Source organism: Roseomonas sp. TAS13 (assembly GCF_001950415.1).
In the GTDB taxonomy this organism is placed as follows: Bacteria; Pseudomonadota; Alphaproteobacteria; order Acetobacterales; family Acetobacteraceae; genus Roseomonas; species Roseomonas mucosa.
Genome location: NZ_BDLP01000392.1, coordinates 1 through 3,779, shown reverse-complemented (window position 1 = coordinate 3,779; position 3,779 = coordinate 1). Strand labels below are relative to the sequence as shown.

The following is a 3,779-nucleotide window of genomic DNA, read 5'->3' as shown; positions in this document are numbered from 1 at the left end:
GGAGCTGTGCGTAGATGTGATCAAGAGACAGGCCCCGGCCCCGCAAGGCGGGCGGCTGAGGCCGCCACGCCATCCCCGACAGGCCCTGGCCGGGAATCCCCCGGGCCAGGGCCAGGAAAGCCGGAAGCAGCCCCCCCGCTTCCGGTCCGGTAGAAGAAACCCCGCAACAAGCGGGCCGGAACGCCGGTCACACGTCCCAGCAACGATCCTGAACGGGAGTTCCCCATGTTCCACCCCACCCCGGGCCGCCGCGCCCTGCTTGGCGCCACGGCCGCCCTCGCCGCCGCGGGGCTGCGCCCGGCCCGCGCCGCTTCCTGGCCCTCGCGCCAGGTGACCATCGTCGCCCCCTTCACCCCCGGCGGCCCGGTGGACGTGCTGGCGCGCGTCGTGGCGCAGGGGCTGCAGGCCGGCAGCGGCCAGAATACGGTGGTGGACAACCGCGTGGGCGCCCAGGGCAATATCGGCATCGACGCGGTACGCCGTGCGGCGCCGGACGGCCACACGCTGCTTCTGGTGCCGGCGGGCAACCTGACCATCAACCCCACGCTGATGCGCGACCTGCCCTTCGACGTGGAGCGGGATTTCCTGCCGCTGAACCTGCTGGCCACGGCGCCCAACGTCATCGTCTGTGACCCGCGCCTGCCGGTGCGCGACATCCAGGGGCTGCTCGCCTTCGCAAAGACGCAGAAGGATGGCGTGACCTATGCCAGCCCTGGCTTCGGCAGCCAGCTTCACCTGGCGGGCGAGCTGCTGGCGCAGCGGACCGGCATCCCCATGCTGCACGTGCCCTACAAGGGTTCCAGCCAGGCGGCGACGGATGTGATGTCGGGGCAGGTGCAGCTCCTCTTCACCAACCTGCCGGCCGTGCTGGAGGCGGTGCGCGATGGCCAGCTCCGCGCCCTGGCCCTCACCACGGCGCAGCGCACCCCGGTGATGCCGGACATCCCGACGCTGGGCGAGCTGGGCGTGGAGGGCTTCGACATCACCTCCTGGTACGGGCTGCTGGCGCCGCGCGCCGTGCCGCCCGCCCTGGCGGAGGAGATCCACACCACGGTCGCGCGCATCCTGCACGAGCCGCGCACGAGCACCGCCCTTGCCGCCCAGGGCCTCACCCTCTCCGACGAATCCATGGTGGATTTCGCTGCCCGCATCCGGGCGGAAACCGCTGTCTGGGCGAAGGTGATCCGCGAACGGAAGATCGAGCCACAGCTCTGAGGCCGGTTGCGCTTCGCCGCCTGGCGTCGCGCCGTCCCGGGGGGACGAGGCTCCGCCTTTTTCCCCCGGCCTCCATCCGCCAGGACGCTTCACAGGACCATCGCAAAGTCCTCGTCATCCAGACCAAATAAGTCCAGATTAAACACACATGCAGAAGACGGATGGGACGGCATCATTTTCTTGCTACCGGTGGGTTTTTCAAGCCGGATATTATGGTGACGGGTTCAGGCGGCGGCGCGATGGGTCTATCCTTCCCGTCCAGGACACCGGCATTTCCCGATGTCCTCCACGGACGGGAGATTGCCCCGCATGTCCGACGACACACGGACCCCCGGAACCCTGCACCTGCAATTCGATGGCCATGCCATCGAGGCAGTCCCCGGAACCTCGCTGCTGCAGGCCTGGACGGCCGCCGGGCTGACGCTGACGGAGAATGTCGGCTGCATGGGCCAGGGAGTCTGCGGGGCCTGCCGCGTGCTGGTGCGCCGACCGGGCCAGCGCCTGGCCAGTACGGCGCTGGCCTGCGAGATGCTGGCCGAGGAAGGGATGCAGGTCTCCTTCATCGACCATTTCCCGGCCCGCCGCCCGCACGCCTATGACCTGCACGCGCTGACCGACAGCTGGACCGCGATCGACCAGATCGACGCCGTCTTCCCCGAGGCCAAGCACTGCCGCCACTGCAACGGCTGCGACCGCGCCTGTCCCAAGGGGATCGAGGTGCAGCGCATGGTCAACCTCGCCGCCGTGGGGCAGGCCAATGCGGCGGCCGAGCTCTTCGACCACTGCGTGCTCTGCAACCTCTGCGTCGCCGCCTGCCCGGAGCATATAGACCCGGCGCATCTGGGCCAGTTCGTGCGGCGGATGAACGCCTCGCTGACGCTGCGCCCCTCCGACCTGATCATGCGGCTGCACGAGATAGAGGACGGCCGCCAGCCGATCGACTTCGGCGCGCCAGGTGCCAATCCGCCGCCGAAGGGAGCCGCGCCATGAGCGCCGCCGGGATCCCCCATGCCCAGGCGCTGGACGCCTGGCGCGCCGCCTCCCCCGCCCCGCCCCGGACGCTGGACCTGCCGGTGCCGGAGCTGCTGGCCGGCTACCATCCGGACCGTCAGCCCGGCGCCATGGTGACGCTGCGGGTCGGCACCAGCGCCGGCCAGGAATGCCCGGCCATCCTGGCGGACCTGCTGCAGGCGGATTCGCTGCTGGAGGATGTGGACATCGCCGGCGCTCCGATGCTGGACGCGGACGTGCTGGTGATCGGCGGCGGCGGCGCGGGCTGCGTCGCGGCGCTGACCGCCGCGCGCGCCGGGGCCCGCGTGCTGCTCGCCACCAAGCTGCGCATCGGCGACAGCAACACGGTGATGGCGGAGGGCGGCATCCAGGCCGCGGTCGGCGCCGAGGACAGCCTGCAGCGGCATTTCGAGGACACGCTGCGCGCCGGGCACTTCGCCGCCGACAAGGCGCTGGTGGCGGCGCTGGTGTCGGGCGGGCCACAGGCGATCCGCTGGCTGATCCAGGAGGGGATGAGCTTCGACCTCACCGAGGGCAGCCAGCGCATGGGCGGCACGCTGCTGCGCAAGAAGCCCGGCGGCGCCACCGCCGCCCGGCTGCTCTCCTATCGCGACTTCACCGGGCTGGAACTGATGCGGGCGCTGCGCGAGGCGACCCTGCTGCAGCCGGGGATCACCATCCTCGACCGTCATCCGGCGCTGGAGCTGCTGAGCGACGACCGCGGCCGCTGCGCCGGGGCGGTGCTGCACGACTTCGCGCATGGCCGCCCGGTGCTGGCCCGGGCCGGGGCGGTGGTGCTGGCCACCGGCGGCTCGGGGCGGCTGCACCTCGCGGGCTTTCCCACCTCCAACCACTATGGCGCCACGGCGGACGGTCTGGTGCTGGCCTATCGCCTCGGCGCCCCGCTGCGGGAGGTGAACAGCTTCCAGTACCACCCGACCGGCATCGCCTGGCCGCCGCACATGGAGGGCTCCCTGGTCAGCGAGGCGGCGCGTTCCTCCGGCGCCTTCCTGGTGAACGGCAAGGGCGAGCGCTTCGTGGACGAGTTGCAGCCGCGCGACGTGGTGGCCTCCGCCATCCTGCGCGAGATCGCCGAGGGGCGAGGCGTGGAACGCGACGGCAAGGTTGGGATCTTCCTCGACACGCCGACGCTGGAGAAGGGCAGGCCCGGCATCCTGGAGAAGAGCCTCGTCACCCTGCGCCACCTCGCCCATCGCGGCGGCTTCGATCCGGCCGAGGAGCCCTTCCTGATCCGCCCGACGCTGCACTACCAGAACGGCGGCGTGGAGATCGATCCGGCAGGTCGCACCGCCGTCCCCGGCCTGCTCTGCGCGGGCGAGGTGACGGGCGGGCTGCATGGGCGCAACCGCATGATGGGCAATGCCCTGCTGGAGCTCGTGGTCTTCGGCCGCCATGCCGGCGCCGGGGCCGCCGCCGAGGCGCGGGCGGAACGGCCGCGCAACGTGGGGCTGACGCATCTCGCCGACTGGCGACGTGCCCTGGTGGCGCACTGTCTCTTGATCACATCTACGCACAGCTCCACCGTAAGGCGA

3 protein-coding genes are annotated in these 3,779 nt (G+C 71.3%); all 3 read left to right on the top strand.

Annotated features, from left to right (window positions below):
• Nucleotides 1–225 precede the first annotated feature (225 nt).
• On the top strand, nucleotides 226–1,215 hold the full coding sequence (locus ROTAS13_RS20775) for a tripartite tricarboxylate transporter substrate binding protein (RefSeq protein WP_075823282.1): 990 nt from the start codon (nucleotides 226–228) through the stop codon (nucleotides 1,213–1,215).
• A 309-nt stretch (nucleotides 1,216–1,524) separates the two neighbouring features.
• A complete protein-coding gene (locus ROTAS13_RS20770) occupies nucleotides 1,525–2,205 on the top strand; it encodes a 4Fe-4S dicluster domain-containing protein (protein ID WP_019460990.1) in 681 nt (226 codons plus the stop codon).
• On the top strand, nucleotides 2,202–3,779 hold a 1,578-nt coding region (locus ROTAS13_RS20765; protein WP_075823281.1), incomplete at its 3' end, for an FAD-dependent oxidoreductase. The genes ROTAS13_RS20770 and ROTAS13_RS20765, both read left to right, overlap by 4 nt.